Raw genomic sequence first — 19,514 nt, forward strand, 5'->3', positions numbered from 1 at the left:
CTGCGTGCGACGGCGCGTCGGTCGCCAGCCAGGCGATGCGGCGGCCGTCGGCGGACAGATCGAACGTGGCGACATCGGTCGCGGCGCGGGTCAGCAGCGTGGCCGTATCGCCGTCGGCGTCGACGCGCCAGACCTGGGTCAGGCCGGGCGACTGACCGCCCGGCATCGGACGATCCGACAGGAACAGCAGCTGGCGGCCGTCGCGCGACCAGCGCGGTTGCCGGTCGCTGGCCTCGGCGGGCGCGGGGATCGCCCGCGGGGCTGCATCACCGTCGAATGCGACGCGCCACAACTGGGTGCGCGGCGGTTTGCCGTCCGCGCGCGGCGTGCCGACGGTGTAGGCGATCCGGCGGCCATCGGGGCTGATCTGCGGATCGTCGACTGCAAGCAGCGCGGCGATGTCCTGCGGCGTCGGCACATGCGCGCGCGTTGCGGGCACCTGCGCGGACGCGAGCGGCGCCAGCGACAGCAGGGCGCAGGACAGCAGCAGGGGGCGGATCATGCGGAAGCGTCCTGCGTCACGGCGAGATGGGTGCGCAGCCAGCGTGCGCCCCGCGCGAGCGCATCGGTGGCGATGTCCGAGATCGACATCGCCTCGATGAAGCTGTGCGGCGTGCGCGGGTAGGCATGCGCGTCGACCTCGACGCCGGCCGCGCGCAGCCGCGCCGTCATCGCCGCGCTCTGCGCCGCGAGCACGTCGCGCTCGCCCCACAGCAGCAGCGTCGGCGGCAGGTCGTGCATCGCGGCGTGTGCGGGCACGGCGTAGCCATCGCGGCAGGTGGCCGCGTCGGGCCCGAGATACGCGGTCCAGTAGGCCGCCATTTCGTCGGCGCTGAGCATGTCGTCGGCGGTGCCGAGTGTGCGCACCGAGTCGGCGTCGAGCGCGGTATCGAAGGCGCCGTAGAGCAGCAGCAGCGCCTCGATACCATCATGCGCGCCGACATCGCGCAGGCGCAGGGCGGTCGCGAGCGCGAGATTCGCACCGGCCGAATCGCCGCCCAGCGCCAGGCGTGACGCATCGATGCCGAAGGTGTCGGGCTGCTCCCGAAGTGCGCGGATCGCGGCGAGGCACTGCTCCAGCGCGACCGGATACGGATGCTCGGGGGCCAGCGCGTAGTCCACGCCGATGACGACCACGCCGGCGCGTTCGGCGAGTTCGCGCATCAGCCGGTCGTGCGTATCGAGACTGAAAAGACACCAGCCGCCGCCGTGCAGGTACACCAGCGCCGGCGCCTGCGCGGCGATCCCCTGCGGCCGATGCACGCGCACGTCGAAGCCGTCCGCGCCATGGGCGATCCGGTGCGTCGTGGTCGCTGCCATCTGCGGTCCGCCCGCGCGCCACGGCGTGCGCACAGTCTCCGCGATCGCGCGCTGCTGTGGCCAGTCGAGGCGGCGGCCGTCTGCGAGGCGCGCGCCCTCGCTGCAGACCGTGTGCACGAACGTGCGCAGCGCCGGATCCAATGCGTCGAGACTCGCGCTCATGCAGGGCGGTCCGCGTCGAAATCGCGCATCCAGGCGACGAGATCGTGTTCGCCGCCGCGGACCAGACCCGCGACCAGTTGCGCGAAATCGTGCGGGGCTTCGTCCTGGCCCAGTTTGAACGTGGCGCGGGTTTCGAGGATCCGACCCCGCAATGCGGTGACACCCTGCGCGAGCCGCGCGTAGCGTTCGCCCATTTCCGGCAGCGCCCACGCGTTCGGACGCCCGGCTTCCATCGACGTGACCAGGGCATCGAGTTCGTCGGCGATGTCGGCCTCGGTCTCGCTGCAGTCGACGTGCAGGGTGAACGCGGCGGCGGCGTAGTTCCAGCTCGGCGCCTGGGTGCGATCGTCGAGCCAGCTCGGCGACACATAGGCATGCGGTCCGATCACCAGCGCGTAGGCGATGGGATCGCGACGCAGACGCGCGATATGCGGATTGCGACGCGCGACGTGTCCGCGCAACGCGACCAGACGACCCTCGGCATCGATCTCGGTGCGCAACGGCAGCGGCGTGAACGCGGCATCGTCGCCGCCGGCGGAGACCAGCCATGCGAACGGCTGCGCGTCGATCAGGCGCCGCACGTCGCCGTCGTGGCGCGGGGCGTATCGGGAATCGCGGGCGTGGCCCATCAGCGTGTGTCCTGTGTGGCGGCCACCGAGACCGGCGGCCAACGGTCGCACCACGGCGCGGCCGTTTCCAGCTCGAAGGCGAGTGCGAGCAGCATGGCTTCGCGTCCGCGATCGGCGGCGAACTGCAGACCGATCGGCAGGCCGTCGCGGCTGTGCGCGAGCGGCAGCGAGATCGCCGGCGTGCCGGCCAGATTCTGCAGCGGTGTGTAGGAGATCCATTCGAACATCGCCGGCATCAGCGCATCGAAGTCGCGATCGGGCGCGAGCGTGCCGAGCGTCGGCGGCGGCGTGCGCAGCGTCGGGCACAGCAGCACGTCGTGGCGTGCGTGGAAGTCGGCGAACGCGGCAGGCAACGCCGCGACGGTCGCCCAGGCCTGTTCGAGTTCGGGCACGCCGCAGTGCGTGTCGTGCCAGTGCGCGAGGCCGCGCGTCCACGGCTCGAGCGCGCGTTCGGCGAAGGCCGCGCCGCCCTGCGCGACCGCGAGTTCGACCGCGTCCGCACCGAGCCGCGACCACAAGGTGTACAGCGCCGCCCACACCGCCTCGCCCGGCAGTGGCCAGGCGACCGGCTCGACGTGGTGGCCGAGCGATTCGCACAGACGCGCCGTGGCATCGAGCGCGGCGGCGACCTCGGGATCGGGCGCGAGCCCTGGCAACGCATCGACGACCAGACCGATGCGCAGGCGGCGCGCGTCCGGCCCGGTCACCGCGATGGGCGAATCCGGGTGCGCGGCGGCGAAGGCCCACGCGGTGTCGCGCACGCTGCGTGACATCAGGCTGTCGGCGACGATCAGATCCTCGATCGCATGACGCCCGCGCACCGGCACGCAGGCCCCGCGTCCGGGCTTGAGGCCGACGACGCCGCAGGCCGATGCGGGAATCCGGATCGACCCCGCCCCGTCACTGCCATGCGCCAGCGGTACGATGCCGGCCGCGAGCGCCGCGCCGGCGCCGCCGCTGGAACCGCCCGGTGAATGCGTCAGCGCCCACGGATTCGCGGTGACCGGGCCGAGCAGGGACTCGGTGGACCCCATCAGGCCGAATTCGGGCATCGCGCTCTTGCCGATCGCGACGAGACCGGCGGCCTCGAAACGGCGGACGAAGGGCGAGGCCTCATCCGCGGTCGCCAGCGTGCCGGTCCGGCTGCGCGAACCGCCACGCGTCGGCATGCCGGGCACGCGCAGCGAATCCTTCGGCAGCCACGGCACGCCGGCCAGCGGCGTGGCGGGATCGACGCCGGCAGCATCGAGCGCGCGCGCATGCTGCCGGGCCGCATCGAACGCGGCGTGGCTCAGCGCGCCGAGCACGGGATCGAAATGGCGGGCGCGGAGAATCGCCGCGTCGGTGAGGTCCAGCGCGCCCAGCTCGCCGCGGGCGCGCAGCGTGGCCTGGGCGTGGGCGTCCAGCTGGCCGAGCGCGAGCGCATCGGCGAGGCCGGCCGGGGAATCGAACACGGTCATGGGAACAGGCATCTCCGGCCGCAATGGCGGTCGTGGTCGGGCAGCCGGCGCGGGCCGGCGTGGGGATCGCGCGTCGTCAGTAGTGCCAGTGCACGGTCACGCCGACGGTGCGCGGCCGCACGATGCCCTGGCCGATGCCGTTGACCTCGGACACGCTGCGGGTGATGCCGCGGGTGTCACCGAGATTGCTGCCGAACAGGGTCAGGTCGGTGTTGCCGAACGACATGCGGTAGCGCAGGTCGACGGTGTTGTAGTTGCCCTGTTCGTTGCGCACCGCGCCCGGCACGGCGGAATTGAGATCGCTGATGCCGCTGCCGATGTACTGGTGGGCCAGCGTCAGCGTCGGCGAAAAGCGCGTGTCGAAGCGGTAGCTCAGCACGTTGCTGACGGTCCAGTCGGCCGAGCCCGGCAACTGCGAACCGGCGGGCGCGGTGCCGGCGAACAGGATGTCGAGATCCTCGTCGAGGCGCGCCTGCTGCCAGGTCGCGGCCAGCGTCCAGTCGAAGCTGTCGACCGGGCGCCAGGTGGTCGCCAGTTCGATGCCGCGGCTGTAGGCCTTGCCGCCGTTGCTGGCGTAGTTGAAGAAGTCCGGGGTCTGCAGGCGCAGCTGGATGTCGCTCCAGTCGACGTAGAACAGCGTGGCGTCGACCAGCCAGCGGCCGTCCGCCCAGCTGGTGCGCGTGCCGAGCTCGTAGTTGACCAGACTGTCGCTGGCGGAGCCGGCAGGAATCGGGAACGCACTGAGCCCGGGCGTGTTGGGTTCGCCGAAGCGGAAGCCTTCCGACACCAGCGCGTAGAGCATCAGATCCGCCGACGGCGTCCAGGTCAGCGAGACCTTGGGATTGAAGCCGTCCTCGTCGGTGCGCGAGCGGGTGACGATGGGATCGCCGGGATACGTCGAGAAGCCGACCTGGGTGGTCTGCGCTTCGACGCTGGTGCGGAAGAAGCGGCCGCCGAATGTGGCCTTCCATTGCTCGTTGAAATGGAAGGTGCCTTCGCCGAACACCGCGAGTTCCGAACCGTCGAGATGGCTGTAGAAGGCGTTGAACGTCGAGCCGTCGGGCGCGATGACCGCGCCGCTGCCCGGGCCGAACAGCGACGAGCGATCGAACGCACCTGCAGCGCCGGCGGCGCCGATGGTTTCGTAGAGATCCTTGTCGGTCTGGAACGCCATGCCGCCGACCAGCCACTCCAGGCGCTGGTCACGAGGCGAGGCCAGACGCAGTTCGAGGCTGCGGCCGGTGCTTTCGCCGCCGGACGCAATGAACAGCGGCGTGTCGAGATCGAGGTCGAGATCGGCGTTGTAGGCGCCGCGGATCGGGGTGAAATCGAACTGCCAGTCCTGCTGCTTGTGCTGCTGCGACAGCAGCGCGGTCAGCGTGGCGAAGCCCACATCCTGATCGAGCCGCAGGCTGTGCACGGCGACTTTCGTGTCGGTGAATTCGGGAATCGCCGTGTCGCGTTCGAACTCGCCGAGCCCGGCGATGCGGTAGCTGTTGTCGTCGGCATCGGTGTTCTGCCACAGGCTCAACCAGCTCAGCGTGGTCGCCTCCGACGGCGTCAGCGTCACCGACAGGCGGCCGCCCGCGGTGCGGCTGTCATTGCTGCCTTCGCGGCCGATGCCGATGTTGTCGAGATAACCGGGATCGTCGCGGTACTGCGCGACGGCGCGCACGGCGAGGATGTCGTCGGCGATCGGCAGGTTGACCATCGCCTTGCCGCCGAAGCCGATGTCGGCGTTGCGGGTCTGGCTGGCGGTGGCTTCGACGGCCGCGTCGAAGCCGGTTGGGTCGGCGACATTCGCGACGTAGTTGATCGCGCCGCCCATCGAGGCCGAACCGAACAGCGTGCCCTGCGGCCCGCGCAGCACTTCGACGCGGTTGATGTCGAAGGCGTCGATGTCGGGGATGACGATGCTGAAACCCGGTTCGGTCAGCGGCACTTCGTTGAGGAAATAGCCGGTCGTCGTCTGGCCCTGCACGTTGCCCGAGCTGGTCGCGATGCCGCGCATGACCACATGCGAGACGCCCGGCTGATAACTGTTGAACACCACGCCCGGCGTGCGCTGGATGTAATCGGCCAGCGACTGCGCACCCAGATCCTCGAGTTGCTGACCGGTGACGGCCGAGACCGAGCCCGCGATCTCCCGCACCGATTCGTTGGTCTTGCCAGCGGTGACGACGATGGTCTCGAGTTCGGTCGGCGTCGCATCGGCGTCTGCGGGCGCCTGCTGGGCGAACGCGGGCGCTGCGGCCAGCGGCAGGCACAGGCAGGCGAGGCGGATGGCGTGGGCCAGTCGTGCGGTGGTGAGCGGTTGCATGGCGATCCCCGGATGGCAGTGGCTGGAGGCGGTGCAGGCCGGTGCGGCGTCGGGCTCTCCCTTCCCGCGCCGCGGCGCTGTCGATCGAGTAATAGAAGACGGGCGCCACCACGTCCAGCAGAATCCACGGGGTCCAACGTTTCATCAAACTATTGATTTAAAATGATTTATGACTGCCATTCGCCGCACATGCCACGGAATCTCGTAGCGAATTACGCAGGATCTGCGTCGGCGGCCCGGAAATTCGATACGTTGTACCGCCGGCCGCGCCGCCGGTCGCCGCCCGCCACGCTCAGGAGCGCGCCATGTCCGTCCGTCCGCCCGACCGTACCGACCTCAAGATCCTCGACGTGCTGCAGCAGGATGCACGGATCACCAACCACGGCCTCGCCGCGCGGGTCGCGCTGTCGCCCAGTGCCTGCCTCGCCCGGGTGCGGGCGCTGGAGCAGCGCGGCCTGATCCGCAGCTACCGCGCGCACGTCGCCGTCGACCGCATCCGCTCGGTGACCGTCGTCATGGCGCAGATCAGTTTCCAGAAGCACGCGCTCGACGCGTTCACCGCGTTCGATCGCTGCATCCTCGCGTTGCCGGAAGTCGTGGAAGCGAGCCGCGTCTCCGGTGCCTACGACTACATGCTGCGGGTCATGGTGCGCGACGTGCACCACTGGAAGGACATCGCACGCGAACTGCTCAGCGGCGACTATGGCGTGGAGAAGATCGTCTCCCACTTCCTGATGGACGAAGTCAAATCCTTCGCCGGTTATCCGCTGACCGACGACGAACCGGCGCGTCGCTGACGCAGCGTGGTCGACGCGGGTCGCCGATACGGCGATCACCCACGGACGCGGGTACAGGAGCGCGGCTTGCGCGCGCATCGCACGCCATCCGCGATCGGGCGCAGCCGGCGCCGCTATTGCAGCGTGATCGGCAGATCGCGGTTCGCGAGCGCCGCGTTGCCGCTGGCATCGCGCGCGGTGATGCGCACCCGGTAATCGCCGGCGGGCAGCGTATCGGGGGTCCACAGCCCGGGTTCGAGCCGGCCGTCGCGGACGGTGTTGGTGACGACGTAGAGGAAGCGCGTGCGCGCGGCGCCGTGGACGGTGATGCCGCTGTCGCCGGCGTAGGCGACGCGCACCGCCTCGCGGTGCGGCGGCATGCGGTCGAACACGAGGGTCATCCGCGGCGCGTCGAAGCCCGGCGCCGGCGTGCCGTCGGCGTGTAGCAGCTGGTAGCCCAGCGCGTGCAGACCGAGCCGGCGCCGGGCGAGATTGCCGTCGACCTGGTCCCAGGCCTCGACGACGATCTGCAGGCCGCCGCGGTCGCGCGGCACGACGACACGGCCGGCCTCGCGCACGGTCAGCGGCACGTCGTGCGCGTCGCGCAGCTCGATCGCATCGATGCGTGGCGCGACCGTGTCGACATAGCCCGCGAATCCGAGCCCGACCGCGTTGCGCTGGTAGCCGCCCGGGCCGACGATCAGGTGCACGTGGGCCTGCGGATTGATCGTGCCGAGCGGCTCGCCCGCGGCGATGCGGGTGCCGCGCGAGATCCGGATCCGCGACAGCCGGCCGTCCGCATCGCGCAGCTGGCGGAAACGCGGATCCAGCGCGCGCCCCTGCGCATCGCGGCCGACGCGGATGTGCATGTAGGTCAGCCGGTCGATGGCGACGTGTTCCGCTTGGTCGCCGAAACGGCTCGCGGCCAGCGGGCTCGCCACCTTGGCGTCGGCGATCGCGAGCACCGGCGTGCCGACATCGGCGCGGATGTCGAAACCGTCGTGCAGATGGCTGCGACTTTCGCCGCTGAAGTTGCCGCGCACCTCGCCCATCGTGCCGACGACCTCGTGCCAGCCGGTCTGCGGCGCCAGCGGCCAGCGCCCCTGCGTCTGTGGCAGCGGCGCGTCGGGTGCCGGGCCGACGACGGCGTTGCGCAGGGCCTGCTTCGCCCCGGCGCGCGGCACTTCGACAATGCGATGCACGCGGGATGCGGCGGCGTCGGCGACGTGCAGGCGGCCGCGCGCGTCGCGTGCCAGCCCGGCGACGCGCGCCAGCCGCTGGGCCATGTCGCGCCCGGTCAGCACGTGCACGCGGCCGTCGGCCGCGATCTGCAGCACACGGCCGCTGGCGAGCTCGCCGACGAACAGCACGCCGTCGTGGGCAACGGCCAGCGACAGCGGCGCGCGCGGCGCATCGTCCGGATCCGCCGGTCGCGGCACCCGTGTGCGCACGCCGGCGGCGTCGACGGACCGCAAGGCGTGATTGCCGGTATCGGCGATCCACAGGCGGCCCGCGGGATCGAGCGCGAGCCCGGTCGGCGTGTCGAAGCGTGCGTCCGCACCGGCGCCGTCGAGAAAACCGGGGCCGTCGCCGCCGGCCAGGGTCGAGACGCGGCCGTCGCGGATCACGCGGATGCGGTCGTTGTCGGTATCGGCGACGAACACCTGGCCGGCCGCATCGACGGCGATGCCGACCGGCGCACGGAAGCGCGCCTGCGCGGCCGGCCCGTCGACGAAGCCGGGTTCGCCGGTGCCGGCGAGCGTCGTCACCTCGCCCTGCGGCGTGACCTTGCGGATCGCGTGGTTGCCGGTGTCGGCGACGTAGAGGTTGCCGGCGACATCGATCGCCAGGCCCGACGGCGTGTGGAACCGCGCCGCGCTGCCCGACCCGTCGGCGAACCCCTCGACGCCGCCGGCCAGCGTCGTGACGCGCCCGTCGGGATGCAGGCTGCGGATGCGGTTGCTGTCGCCGGCATCGGCGATGTGCAGCACGCCGTGGTCGCCGACGACCCGGCCGAAGGGATCGTCGAAGCGCGCCTGCCGCGCATCGCCATCGCGGGTGCCGCGGACGCCGTCACCGGCCAGCAGGTCGACGCGTGCGGGTTGGCCGAACGGCGTCGCCACCGGCGCGCGGGGCGCGTCGTCGCGCTCGCCGAACTCGAACAGGAACGTGGCCGCCAACGCGACCAGCAGCAACGCCGCGATGCCCCACAGCGCCCGGCGCGCGCCGGGCTGCAACCGCCGGGTCATGCCCCCGTGGAAGCGCGCTTGCGCGCGATGGAACATTCGCAACGCGACCCGATCGCGCGTCCCCGGGCCGGGAATGCGGGCAGGCGCGCCGCGCCCCCGGGGTGCCGCATCAGTCGACCACGCGGCAGAAGACCGCCTTCAGATACCGCGATTCCTGCACGTGCGCCATGAACGGATGATCCGCGCCCGCGCCCGAGACCTTGAGGATCTGGATCGTGCGGTTGGCGTAGAACGCCGCGCGCCGCAGCATGTCGAGGAACTGTTCCTCGCTGACCAGGCCCGTGCACGAGAACGTCGCCAGCAGGCCGCCGGGCTTGACCACGCCGAGCGCGAGCTTGTTCATGTCGAGGTACTTCTTCAGCGCCGGAATCACCTGCTCGCGGTCGCGGGTCATCTTGGCCGGGTCGAGCACGACGACATCAAAGGCATCGCCCGCGTTCGATGCATCGCGCAGCCACGGGAAGATGTCGGCCTGCACGAACTTGATGCGCGCATCGTTGAGCTTCGCGTTGCCCTTGGCGATCTCGATGACGTCCTCGTCGATGTCGATGCCGACGACTTCGCTGGCGCCGCGCACCGCCGCGTAAACACCGAAGCCGCCGGTGTTGCAGCACAGGTCGAGCACCCGTTTGCCCTCGACCTGGCGACTGAGCCACTCGCGGTTCTCACGCTGGTCCGCGAAGAAACCGGTCTTGTGCGCGCCGGCGGGATCGGCGCGGAAACGCACGCCGTACTCGGTGATGATCGCCGGATCGGCGGGCACGCTGCCGCGGTAGTCGAAGCTTTCCTGCTTCTGCACGTGTTCGTCGGCGAAGCTGTGGAAGCGGCAGCCGGGGAACTGTTCGGTCAGCGCTTCGTAGATCCATTCGCGATGGCGGAACATGCCGGCGCTGAAGAATTCGACGACCAGCAGATCGCCGTAACGATCGACCACGAGGCCCGACAGGCCGTCGCCTTCGCTGTGCACGACGCGCCAGGCATTGGAGACTTCGTCGAGCTTCAGCACCTCGCGACGCAGCGACACGGCCTCGGCGATCTTGCGCGAGAACCAGCCGGCATCGACCGGCACGTCGGGATGCGTTTCGAGGATGCGCACGGCGATGCGTGAATGGCCGTTGTAGAAGCCGCGGCCGATCCACTCGCCCTCGACGCCGACGACATCGACGATGCTGCCCGGCTTGGGGCGCTGCGCCGGCTTTTCGACGAGGCGCTGGAAGATCCACGGATGGCTGGAACGCCAAGCGTTCTTCAGGTGTACGGTCGGGACAGGTGTGTTCATCGCGGCATTTTACCCGCCCGCTTGATTGTGCCGCGCGTCCTGCGCACAATCCGCCCCCGAAGGGGAGTAGCTCCCAGCGTGCAGGCCGTCATTTCGAGCAGCGATGCTCCGGTCGCACGGCAGTCCAAGCGGGCTGTGAGCAAGACCTTCGCCGCAATGGCGAAGGCACGTCCCCGGATTCCGGTTCCCGGTTCCCGACGATGTCCGCGCCCTGCGGACCTCCTCCACACGCTCGGGAATCTCGATGGAAACGATTGGCAATGTCTGGTTATGGGCCGGCTTCGGCGGCCTGGTGGTGATCGCGCTGCTCGTCGACCTGGTGCTGATGCGCCACGGCGGCGCGCACAAGGTCACGTTCAAGGAAGCGCTGTGGTGGAGCCTGGGCTGGGTGGCCCTGGCGCTGCTGTTCAACGCTGGCCTGTGGTGGTACCTGCACGAAACCGCGGGCGCTGCACTCGCCAACCGCGTGGGCCTGGAATTCCTGACCGGCTATCTGGTCGAGAAGTCGCTCGCGGTCGACAACATCTTCGTCTTCCTGCTGCTCTTCACCTTCTTCGGCGTGCCCGAAGAGCAGCGCCAGCGCGTGCTGATCATCGGCATCCTGCTGGCGCTGGTGCTGCGCGCGATCCTGATCTTCGTCGGCGCGGCGCTGCTGGCCCAGTTCCACTGGCTGCTGTACGTGTTCGGCGCGTTCCTGCTGCTGACCGGCTTCAAGATGTGGTTCGCCGCCGGCAAGGAACCGGATCTGGAGAACAACGTGGTGCTGCGCTGGATGCGCGGGCATCTGCGGCTCACCGACGGCTACCGCGGCGATGCGCTGCGCGTGCGCGAAGGCGGTGCCTGGGCCTACACGCCTCTGTTCGTGGTGCTGGTGCTGATCGGCGTGATCGACGTGATCTTCGCGGTCGACAGCATCCCGGCGATCTTCGCGATCACCACCGATCCCTTCATCGTGCTGACCTCCAACGTCTTTGCGGTGCTGGGCCTGCGCGCGATGTTCTTCATGCTCGCCGGCATGGCCGACCGCTTCCACCTGCTGCCCTACGGCCTGGCCGTGGTGCTGGTCTTCATCGGCGCCAAGATGCTGCTGATCGATGTCTACAAGATCCCGGTGCTGTGGTCGCTGGGCGTGGTGGCGGTGATCCTGGCGGTGACGGTGGCGCTGAGCCTGGCGCGGCCGCCCAAACCCCTGCCCGGTGCCTGACGCGCGACGTCAGGACGTGGCCGGCATCGCGACTTCGACGTCGCGATCGATCACGCGGTTGCGGCCCGCGCGCTTGGCCAGGTACAGGCGCCGGTCGGCCATCGCCAGCAGCGCGTCGAGATCGGGCGTGCGGCCCTCGCGGGCGTGGACGATGCCGATCGACAGCGTGACCGTGACCGCGCGGCCGGCGACGTCCAGCGGATAGTGCGCGACCTGCGTGCGCAGGCGCTCGGCGCGCACTGCCGCGTCGCCGACGCCGCCACCGGTCAGCAGCATGCAGAACTCGTCGCCGCCGAAGCGTCCGACGAGTTCGCCGTCCTGGATGGCGGCGCGCAGGCGCGTCGCCACCATCGCCAGCACCTGGTCGCCGGCGGCGTGGCCGTGCGCGTCGTTGACCGCCTTGAAACCGTCGACGTCGATCATCAACAGGGCGGCCATGCCGGCGTCGGGCGCCCGCGCCAGCCGGCGCTGTGCGAGCTCGAAGAACGCGCGGCGGTTGTGCACGCCGGTCAGCGCGTCCTCGGCGGCCAGTCCTTCGAGCCAGCGCTGCTGGCGTTCGAGCTGCAGCAGCAGGAAGGCGAACGTGGCGAACACCGGCGCGACCAGGAAGTACGCCAGGGCGATCTGCTGCGCGGGGGTGATGCCGGCGTCGAACGCGGGCCCGGACTGCGGCTGCCAGCCCTGCTCGGCCAGCCGGTAGACGCAGACCAGCGCGGCGCCGACGAACAGCAGCACCAGCGCGCGTTCCGGCCACGGGCGGCGGCCGCGCCGGCGCAGCGGGGCGCGCACGGCCAGCAGCACGGTCGCCAGCGCCGCGATCCAGAACAGCGTGATCCGTTGCGCGGCGTCTTGACCCGGCCACAGCAGCACCAGCAACAGCAGCACCGCCGGCAGGTACACCACCGACCACGACAGCGTGGTGCGCGCCGGCACGCGCGGCAGGCTGCGCAGCAGGGCGCGCAGCATCGCCGCGTACCCGGCCACCAGCAGTGCGCAGGCGATGGCCTGCACGGTGCCCTGCAGGACCGTCGACGGCACCGCGAACAGCGGCCAGGCCGTGGTCTGCAGCGCCAGGCCCACGGCCCATTCGCGCAGGCCGGCGCGTTCGCGGATGCGCTGCTCGCGCAGCACCAGCCACGTCAGTGCCGCCAGCGACACCGCCAGCAGGACGAACATCGCCAGCAATGTGACCTGCCAGGCATCCACCGTGGCGCGCACCCGTGTCGAATCCAGCCGGGCACGGTACCCCGCGCAGCGCGTCCGATCCGGAACGGAGGATGAAACCGCGATCCCCGTCACGTCGATCTTGCAACGGCGGCAACCGTCGCCATGCTGGGGACATGCATCTCGACAGCCCCGACGACGCGCCCGATACCGAGGCCCAACGCCAGCACGACAAGCGCCGGCTCTCCAATGCCCTGAAAGCGAGCGTCGCGTTCGTGCTGCTGCTGTGCATCGCGTTCGGCGTGCAGGGCGCGATCGACTGGCGCTTCCTCGCGGTGCAGCCGGGCGACTGGGCCGGTCTGCTCGGCCTGCTGACCGCGCCGCTGCTGCACGGCTCGCCCGAGCATCTGATCGCGAATGCCAGCGCCCTGCTGCTGCTCGGCTCGCTGGCGCTGGCGGTGTATCCGCGCGCCACGCTGCGCGGGCTGCCGCTGATGTGGCTGGGGTCGGGCCTGGGCGCGTGGCTGCTCGGCACGCCCGGCTCGCATCACCTCGGCGCCAGCGGCGTCACCCACGGCCTGATGTTCCTGGTGTTCGTGCTCGGCCTGCTGCGGCGCGACCGGCCGTCGATCGCGGCCGGCATGATCGCGTTCCTGTTCTACGGCGGCATGCTGCTGACGATCCTGCCGCAGGAACCCGGCGTGTCGTGGCAGTCGCACATGGGCGGCGCACTCGGCGGCGTGCTGGCCGCGTTCTGGTTCCGCGCCGCCGATCCGATCCCGCCGCGTCGCCGCTACAGCTGGGAACTCGAGGAAGAAGAAGCCGAGCGGGCCGCACTCGAGGCGCGGGACACCTTCGAGCCGCCGGCGCCGACGCGCGTGCCGGTGCTGTGGGACCGGCCGCAGGACGCACGCGGCGTGGTGCTGGAATTTCCGCGCCGCCGGGTCGACGACGGCACGTCGCAGGACGAGGCACCGGACGCGCGGCGCGACTGAGGTCGCAAGGCGTAGGCGTCCGGCCGGCGGCGGATCGGGCCTGTCGTCCGCGGCCGGCCACCGCGACCGGTGTGTATGCCGGCAGGCGCACGTCGGTCGTCACGCACTGCACGACGTTCGATCGGTGCGCGCTTCGCAACGGACCGTTGCGGGGCATTCGGTACGATCGCGCGTCCTTCCAGCGGAATCTTCCATGGCCCGTCCGGTGACCGCCTGCACCCATCGCACCGACGCGGCGTTGCCCCGCGCGCGTCCTGTCGCACGGCCGCGACGCGCTGCACGCCCCGCACCGGGCCGTTCCGCATGAGCAATCCCTACGCGCCGCCGTCGGCACCCGTGCGCGTGCCGACGTCCGACGACGCGGCGCCGTTCTTCGTCGTGTCGCCGGCCAAGCTGGTGGTGCTCTATCTCGTGACCTTCGGGCTGTATCCGCTGTACTGGTTCTACATGCACTGGTCGCGCGCGCGCGTCGGTCGCGAGGAGACGATCTGGCCGGTCGCGCGCGCGGTGTTCGCGGTCTTCTTCGTGCATGCACTGGCGCGGCGCATCGACGGCCGCCTGCGCGCGGTGGGCCTGCCGCGGCGCTGGTGGCCGATGACGCTCGCCACCGTGTACGTCGCGCTCGAAGTGCTGAACTACGGCAGCGCGATCGCGTGGCCGTGGCTGGTGTTCCACCTGCCCAACCGGTGGCTGTGGCTGGAATGGCTGGGCTTGCTGGTGTTGCCCTTCAGCGCCGCCTGCCTGGTGCGGTTGCAGATCGCGGCGAATGCCGCGAGCGGCGATCCGCTCGCGACGTCCAATCGCCGGTTCACCGCGTTCAATCTCGCGTGGATCGCGCTCGGCGGCGGCGCGACGTGCTGGACGCTCTACGAAGCCTTCCGCAGCGGCAGCGCGGGGTTCTAGCGCCGCTCAGCGGCGCGCCGCGAGCCGCAGGCCGCGCGGCGTCAGCGCGCGCTCGACGCCTTCGAACGCGCCCTGCACCAGCAGCGCGAGCACCGCGGCCGGCACCGCGCCTTCCAGGATCAGACCGAGGTCGTCGAGGCGGATGCCGGTCAGGATCGGCTGGCCGTAGCCACCCGCGCCGATCAGCGCGCCCAGCGTCGCGGTGCCGACGTTGATGACCGCCGCGGTCTTGATGCCGGCGAGGATCATGCCCAGCGCCAGCGGCAGTTCCACCCTCCACAGCCGCGTCGCCGGCGGCAGGCCGATCGCCGATGCCGTCTCGCGCAGGTCGCGTGGAATACCGGTCAGGCCCGCATGCGTATTGCGCACGATCGGCAGCAGGCTGTAGAGGAACAGCGCGGCGATCGCCGGCCAGGCACCGATGCCGAACACCGGGATCATGAAGACGAAGACCGCCAGCGACGGCAGGGTCTGCAGCAGGCCGGTCAGGGTCAGCACGCCCTGGCCCAGCCGCGGCCGGCGCGCGGCGACGATGCCCAGCGGCAGCGCGACCAGCAGGGCCAGCCCGAGCGAGATGCCGACCAGCGACAGATGCTCGCGCGTGCGCTGCCAGATGCGCGCGGCGCGGCCGGTCGCTGCCGGCGCCTCGACCTGCAACCAGTGCGCGGCGACGACGGCCTCGCTGTCGCGTTCGAGCTTCACCTGCGCGTTGAGCCGCTGCATCGTCGCCGCGTCGATGCGGCCTTCCAGGCCCTGCAGCGCGGCGAGCCACGCGGGTGCGGTATCGGCGAGCTCCGCGCGGTAGAGGAACACCGCCGCGTACGTGGGAAAGTAGTCGCGGTCGTCGTCGAGCACGACGAGGTCGTAGTACGGGATCTCGGCATCGGTGCCGTAGAGATCGGTCGCGTCGATCGCGCCGTCGGCCAGCGCGCGGTACGCGAGATCGTGGTCCAGCCCGTCGGGCCGCTGCGGCAGCGCGTAGGCCCGGCGCAGGCCGGGCCAGCCGTCGGCGCGCGACATGAACTCGTTGCTGAGGCCGATCGCGAGCTGCGGATGCGCGCGCAGGTCCGACAGCGTGGCGATGCCCAGCGCGGCCGCGCGCGCGCGTCGCATGCCGATCGCATAGCTGTTGTCGAACCCCAGCGGCGCCGTCATCGCCAGCCCGCGCTCGGCCAGTGCGGCGTCGAGCGCCGCGCGCTCCGCGCCGGGCATGCCGAGCAGCTCGTCGGCGAGTGTGCCCGTGTATTCGGCGTAGGCGTCGATGTCGCCTTCGAGCAGCGCGCGCCAGAGGATGCGGGTGCCGCCGAGCTGGCGCCGATGGGTCACCGCGACGCCGGCGTCGCGGCCGGCGAGCAGGGCGATCTCGCCGAGGATGACCGCCTCGGTGAAATTCTTCGACCCGACCGTCGCGGTCTCCGCGGCACGCGCGTCGGCGCCGACGCCGAGCAGCACGCAGGCCAGCAGCCAGCCGCGCCAGCCGCTCACGCGACGGCCTCGAGACTGCGCTGCGCGGTCATGAAGTCGCGCACGAATTCGTCCGCCGGTGCATCGAGCAGCTGCCGCGCACGGCCCTGCTGGACCACGCGTCCGTCGCGCAGCAGCACGACGGTGTCGGCGAGATACGCGGCCTCGGCGACATCGTGGGTCACCAGCACGACGGTCTTGCCGAGCGCGGCGAACAGCGCGCGCATCTGGGTCTGCAGGTCGTGGCGGACGATCGGGTCGAGTGCGCCCAGCGGTTCGTCGAGCAGCAGCACGTCGGGATCGAGCATCAGCGCGCGGATCAGGCCGACGCGCTGGCGCTGGCCGCCGGACAGTTCGGCCGGATACCGCCGCAGCGCATCGTCCGGCAGCTGGCACAGCGCCGCGAGCTCGGCGATGCGGGCATCGATGCGCACCCGCGGCCAGCCGAGCGTGCGCGCGAGCAGGGCGATGTTGCCGGTCGCATCGAGATGCGGGAACAGGCCGCCTTCCTGGATCACGTAGCCGATGCGCCGCCGCTGCGCGAGCAGCGTGGCGCGCCGCAGCGGCGCGCCATGGAAGCGCACGCTGCCGGCGTCCGGCCACTCCAGGCCGATCAGCATCCGCAGCACCGTCGACTTGCCCGCGCCGCTCGGGCCGATCAGTGCGGTCGTGCGCCCGGCGGCGATCGTCAGGTCCACGCGGTCGAGGGCGACGTGGGCGCCGTAGCGGCGGGTGACCTGGTCGAGTTCGAACATCGCGGCACCTTAGCGCAAGGCATGGCGCAGGCGTCGAGACGCTCGCCGGACCGCGCCGCGCGCGTGCTAACGTCGCCCGCGCCCCGCACCGGATCCGACCATGCACCGCCTCCTGCCGCTCGCCTGCTCGCTGTCGCTGCTCGTCGCCTGCGGGGGCGAGCCGGATGCGTCGACCCCCGCTGCGCAGGCCGCGGCCACCGAGGCCGCGACCGCGCCGGGCGCACCGATGCCGCCGACGCCGCCGGTGCCGAACGAGACCCCGGCCGGCCAACGCATCGAGGCCGACGTGCGGGCGCTGGCGGACGACGCGCTGGCCGGACGCGAAACCGGCACGCCGGGCTTCGATCTCGCCGCCGACCATGTCGCGCAACGCTTCGCGGCGATCGGCCTGGAACCGGCCGGCGACGACGGCAGCTGGTTCCAGCGCGTGCCGCTGGTACGCGCGGTCGCCGAGCAGGCGGGCGCGGTGCTGACGGTCGCGCGCAACGGCCGCACCATCGACCTGCGCGTCGGCGACCAGTTCCTGCCGTTGCCGAACTTCAACGCAGCCGACGCGCGCGTCACCGCTGAAGCCGTCTTCGTCGGCCAGGCGATCCACGCACCGGAACTGCAACACGACGACTTCGAGGGCGTCGACCTGCAGGGCCGGATCGCGGTGGTGTTCGGCGGCGCGCCGCAAGGTTTCGGCGACCATCCGCGCGCCTACCACGGCAGCCTGCGGACCAAGATCGAACAGCTGGTCGCGCGCGGTGCGGTCGCGCTGGTGCTGGTCAATACGGTGGACGACGAAGCCGGCCAGCCCTGGGCGCGCACGGTCGCGCAGTCGGGCCGGCCCGCGATGCGCCTGCGCGGCGACGACGGCCAGCCGGTCGATGCGCCGGCGCAGCTGCAGGCGATGGCGCGCGTCGGCGCGACCGCCGCGGACCTGGTGTTCGCCGATGGCCCGCAGACCGCGGCGCAGCTGTTCGAGGCCGCCCGCGCCGGCACGCTGCGGCCGTTCGTGCTGCCGGGCACGCTGACGCTCGCCGGCCGCAGCCGCATCGACACGCTGGAGTCGCGCAACGTCGTCGGCCTGCTGCGCGGACGCGATCCCGCGCGCGCCGGCGAGTCGATCGTGCACACCGCGCACCTCGACCACATCGGCACCGGCGCGCCGGTCGATGGCGATGCGATCTACAACGGCGCGCTCGACAACGCGCTCGGCGTCGCGATCCTGACCGAAGCGGCGCACATGCTGGCCAGTGGCGACGCCGCGCCCGCACGCAGCACGCTGTTCGCCGCGCTGACCGCCGAGGAGCAGGGCCTGCTCGGCGCGGAATGGCTGGCGACGCATCCCCCCGCAGGCGCCGGCACGCTGGTCGCCAACCTCAACATCGACATGCCGATCCTGACCGCACCGACGCGCGACATCGTCGCCATTGGCAGCGAGCACTCGACGCTGCAGGCGGCGGTCGCGCAGGCGGCGTCCGCGGCCGGCGTCGACGTGTCGCCCGATCTTTTCCCCGAGGAGGTCGCGTTCGTGCGCAGCGACCAGTACGCCTTCGTGCGCGCCGGCATTCCCGCGGTCTACCTCGATGCGGGCACGACTGGCGCCAACGCCAGCCAGAACCCGAAGCTCGCGGCGACCTGGTTCCTGCGCAACTGCTACCACCAGCCCTGCGACCAGGTCGACCTGCCGATCCAGTACGGCGACGCGGCGCGGATGGCCGACGTCAGCGCGCGCATCACCCGCCTCGTCGGCGATGCGGCGACGGCGCCGCGCTGGAACGACGGCGATTTCTTCGGCACGCGCTTCGGCGCGGCGGCGCGCTGACGGGCGACGCGGCATGCCTGCGCTGACGCCGGCGACGCGCATCGGCCTGTCGATCGCGGTGGCGACCGGGCTCTACGGCATCTCCTTCGGCGCGCTCGGCGTCGCCTCCGGCCTGTCGGTCTGGCAGACGATGGCGCTGAGCCTGCTGATGTTCACCGGTGGCTCGCAGTTCGCCTTCATCGGCGTGATCGGCGGCGGCGGCAGCGGCGCGGCGGCGTTCGGCGCGGCCACGCTGCTGGGTGCGCGCAATGCGGTCTACGGCATGCAGATCAACCGGCTGCTGCGGCCGCGCGGCTGGCGCCGGCTCCTCGCGGCGCAGGTCACGATCGACGAGTCCACCGCGACCGCGGTCGGGCAGTTCGAGAGCGGCGAACAGCGGCGTGGCTTCTGGACCGCGGGGCTCGGCGTGTTCGCGCTGTGGAACCTGTTCACCGCCTTCGGTGCGCTGCTCGGCGACGCGCTCGGCGATCCGCGCCAGTGGGGTCTCGACGGCGCTGCGGTCGCGGCCTTCCTCGGTCTGCTGTGGCCGCGCCTGCGTGGCCGCGAGCCGGTTGCGATCGCCGTGGTATGCGCGCTGGCGACGGTGATCGCGGTGCCGTGGACGCCGCCGGGCGTGCCGATCCTCGTCGCGGCACTGGTCGCGGTGGGCTGGAGCCTGTGGGCGCCGGTCCGTGCACCGGTCGATGCCGACGACACGGCGGCGCGCCCATGACGCTGTGGGCCTGGTTGCTGCTGGCGAGCGCGGCGGCGTTCGCGATCAAGCTGGTCGGCTATCTGGTGCCGGCGGCGTGGCTGGAGCGGCCGCGGATGTTGCGCGTCACGGCGGCGGTGACGGTCGGTCTGCTGGCGTCGCTGACCGCGCTCAACTCCGTCGCCAGCGGCCAGGGGCTGATGCTCGACGCCCGCCTCGGCGCGCTGGTCGGCGCGGCCATCGCGCTGGCGCTGCGCGTGCCGTTCCTCGGCGTCGTCGTGATCGGCGCGGCGACGGCGGCGCTGCTGCGGCTCGCCGGCCTGCCTTGAT

General features: G+C 71.6%; 16 protein-coding genes. 7 read left to right on the forward strand and 9 right to left on the reverse strand.

Annotation, left to right across the window (positions count from 1 at the left end; all coding sequences use genetic code 11):
- Nucleotides 1-498: 498 nt before the first annotated feature.
- From CJ022_RS11355 to CJ022_RS11370, 4 genes are all read right to left on the reverse strand, one after another.
- On the reverse strand, nt 499-1,482 hold the full coding sequence (locus tag CJ022_RS11355; RefSeq protein WP_101926765.1) for an alpha/beta hydrolase: 984 nt from the start codon (nt 1,480-1,482) through the stop codon (nt 499-501).
- A complete protein-coding gene (locus tag CJ022_RS11360) occupies nt 1,479-2,111 on the reverse strand; it encodes an FMN-binding negative transcriptional regulator (protein ID WP_101926766.1) in 633 nt (210 codons plus the stop codon). Before CJ022_RS11360 ends, CJ022_RS11355 begins: the two co-directional genes overlap by 4 nt.
- Nucleotides 2,111-3,571 carry an amidase family protein gene (locus CJ022_RS11365; protein WP_158238407.1) on the reverse strand — a complete coding sequence of 487 codons (1,461 nt, stop codon included), beginning with the start codon at nt 3,569-3,571 and terminating at the stop codon, nt 2,111-2,113. The genes CJ022_RS11360 and CJ022_RS11365 overlap by 1 nt, the downstream gene beginning before the upstream one ends.
- A 76-nt stretch (nt 3,572-3,647) precedes the next feature.
- Entirely contained in the window at nt 3,648-5,891 is a 2,244-nt protein-coding gene (locus CJ022_RS11370) for a TonB-dependent receptor (protein WP_101926768.1), read from the reverse strand.
- Nucleotides 5,892-6,196: 305 nt separating this feature from the next.
- On the opposite strand from CJ022_RS11370, the gene CJ022_RS11375 reads away from it, so the two are divergent.
- The gene (locus tag CJ022_RS11375) at nt 6,197-6,688 is read left to right on the forward strand and encodes an Lrp/AsnC family transcriptional regulator (RefSeq protein WP_101926769.1); all 492 of its coding nucleotides are present in this window, start codon (nt 6,197-6,199) and stop codon (nt 6,686-6,688) included.
- Between the two features lie 113 nt (nt 6,689-6,801).
- On the opposite strand, the gene CJ022_RS11380 is transcribed toward CJ022_RS11375, so the two are convergent.
- The gene (locus CJ022_RS11380) at nt 6,802-8,916 is read right to left on the reverse strand and encodes a gluconolaconase (protein WP_101926794.1); all 2,115 of its coding nucleotides are present in this window, start codon (nt 8,914-8,916) and stop codon (nt 6,802-6,804) included.
- 109 nt (nt 8,917-9,025) lie between these two features.
- A complete protein-coding gene (locus CJ022_RS11385) occupies nt 9,026-10,195 on the reverse strand; it encodes a class I SAM-dependent rRNA methyltransferase (protein WP_101926770.1) in 1,170 nt (389 codons plus the stop codon).
- Between the two features lie 244 nt (nt 10,196-10,439).
- On the opposite strand from CJ022_RS11385, the gene CJ022_RS11390 reads away from it, so the two are divergent.
- Nucleotides 10,440-11,399 (forward strand): TerC family protein, encoded by a 960-nt coding sequence (locus CJ022_RS11390; RefSeq protein ID WP_101926771.1) that lies wholly within the window; start codon nt 10,440-10,442, stop codon nt 11,397-11,399.
- 9 nt (nt 11,400-11,408) lie between these two features.
- On the opposite strand, the gene CJ022_RS11395 is transcribed toward CJ022_RS11390, so the two are convergent.
- A complete protein-coding gene (locus CJ022_RS11395; RefSeq protein WP_143703946.1) occupies nt 11,409-12,617 on the reverse strand; it encodes a GGDEF domain-containing protein in 1,209 nt (402 codons plus the stop codon).
- A 122-nt stretch (nt 12,618-12,739) separates the two neighbouring features.
- Between CJ022_RS11395 and CJ022_RS11400 the strand changes: the two genes are divergently transcribed.
- Nucleotides 12,740-13,558 carry a rhomboid family intramembrane serine protease gene (locus CJ022_RS11400; RefSeq protein ID WP_101926773.1) on the forward strand — a complete coding sequence of 273 codons (819 nt, stop codon included), beginning with the start codon at nt 12,740-12,742 and terminating at the stop codon, nt 13,556-13,558.
- A 303-nt stretch (nt 13,559-13,861) separates the two neighbouring features.
- Nucleotides 13,862-14,461: a DUF4234 domain-containing protein gene (locus tag CJ022_RS11405; RefSeq protein ID WP_101926774.1), complete on the forward strand. Its 600-nt coding sequence runs from the start codon at nt 13,862-13,864 to the stop codon at nt 14,459-14,461.
- Between the two features lie 6 nt (nt 14,462-14,467).
- Here the strand turns inward: CJ022_RS11405 and CJ022_RS11410 are convergent, their stop codons facing one another.
- Nucleotides 14,468-15,925, reverse strand: coding sequence for a glycine betaine ABC transporter substrate-binding protein (locus CJ022_RS11410; protein WP_101926795.1), 1,458 nt, complete (start codon nt 15,923-15,925; stop codon nt 14,468-14,470).
- A 17-nt stretch (nt 15,926-15,942) separates the two neighbouring features.
- Nucleotides 15,943-16,680: an ATP-binding cassette domain-containing protein gene (locus CJ022_RS11415; protein ID WP_101926775.1), complete on the reverse strand. Its 738-nt coding sequence runs from the start codon at nt 16,678-16,680 to the stop codon at nt 15,943-15,945.
- 100 nt (nt 16,681-16,780) lie between these two features.
- On the opposite strand from CJ022_RS11415, the gene CJ022_RS11420 reads away from it, so the two are divergent.
- From CJ022_RS11420 to CJ022_RS11430, 3 genes are read left to right on the forward strand one after another with little or no spacing between them, the layout of a single operon-like run.
- Nucleotides 16,781-18,493, forward strand: coding sequence for a M28 family metallopeptidase (locus CJ022_RS11420; RefSeq protein WP_101926776.1), 1,713 nt, complete (start codon nt 16,781-16,783; stop codon nt 18,491-18,493).
- A gap of 13 nt (nt 18,494-18,506) precedes the next feature.
- Nucleotides 18,507-19,205 (forward strand): AzlC family ABC transporter permease, encoded by a 699-nt coding sequence (locus CJ022_RS11425; RefSeq protein WP_101926777.1) that lies wholly within the window; start codon nt 18,507-18,509, stop codon nt 19,203-19,205.
- The gene (locus tag CJ022_RS11430) at nt 19,202-19,513 is read left to right on the forward strand and encodes an AzlD domain-containing protein (RefSeq protein WP_101926778.1); all 312 of its coding nucleotides are present in this window, start codon (nt 19,202-19,204) and stop codon (nt 19,511-19,513) included. The genes CJ022_RS11425 and CJ022_RS11430 overlap by 4 nt, the downstream gene beginning before the upstream one ends.
- Nucleotide 19,514: the final 1 nt, after the last annotated feature.

Source organism: Luteimonas rhizosphaerae (assembly GCF_002849595.1).
Classification (GTDB): domain Bacteria; phylum Pseudomonadota; class Gammaproteobacteria; order Xanthomonadales; family Xanthomonadaceae; genus Luteimonas; species Luteimonas cellulosilyticus.